General features: G+C 45.0%; 1 protein-coding gene and 1 pseudogene. One reads left to right on the forward strand and one right to left on the reverse strand.

Translation table 11 applies throughout. The annotated features are described in order from the left end of the window. Window positions 1–760, forward strand: a 760-nt coding sequence (locus A3738_RS27450; RefSeq protein ID WP_082890167.1) for a glycosyl transferase family protein, incomplete at its 5' end; no start/stop codon positions are given. A gap of 48 nt (window positions 761–808) precedes the next feature. Here A3738_RS27450 and A3738_RS27455 read toward each other — a convergent pair. Next, window positions 809–928: pseudogene (locus A3738_RS27455) on the reverse strand (Fe-S biogenesis protein NfuA); the annotation flags it as partial.

Genomic DNA, 928 nt, shown 5'->3' on the forward strand with positions numbered 1-928 from the left:
ACCTGCACATATTAATGCTGATATAGACTGGTCTTCGTATGCTGGGAAACGCAGACATCTCCCTTGGTTTGTCTACTCCGCATACTTAGTCGCAAGCATGGGATATAGAGTTTTCATGCACGGCGTCAGCGGGCATACAAACAATCGCATTTATACCGAAACCATCATCGACAAACTTGGCTTAGCAAAAGCTGAAAACTGGAGCAAGTGCGAAAGTGCGCTTAATGAGGGCAACTTCTGCTATATGCCTCTGCAAGCTATCAGCCCAAGACTCGCCGACCTTATTGACTTAAGAAATACACTCGGGCTGCGCTCCCCTGTTCACTCACTATCACGACTGATCAACCCTCTTGATAGCGAACATGTAATTCAAGGTGTTTTCCACCCTCCTTACTTACCTTTACATCAAGAAGCTGCGCAACTGTTAGATTATTCAAGCTGCATCACCCTTAAAGGAGAGGGTGGCGAAATTGAGCGCAATCCAGATAACGACTGCACAACATTTAACTTATTGAATGGAGAGTTGAACCAAGAGACCTGGCCAAAACTATTTGGAAAACGTCACGTCAAGCCGAGCGAACTTTCGTTTGAAGATATGGTATCGCTCTGGCGAGGGAAAACAGACGACGAATATGGCATTGCTGCTGTCGTATCTACAGCGGCGATCGCACTGAAACAAATTGAGAAAGATATAAGCCAAGAAAAAGCGCTTGAGAAAGCGCAAAAAGCTTGGGACGACCGAGAAAAAGATAGGTTTTAATTTAACGCGCAAGACGTCGGGCTGCCAACGTCTTTTCAAGCGCTCTGACTATTTATAATACGCGTTATCTGTAACAGTATGGTCAGTAGAGTCTTTAACGCCAGAGAGCTCAGGAATCACCTCAAGTAAACGCTTCTCAACGCCATCTTTAAGTGTAATTGATACAGC

This window comes from Oleiphilus sp. HI0066 (genome assembly GCF_001635725.1).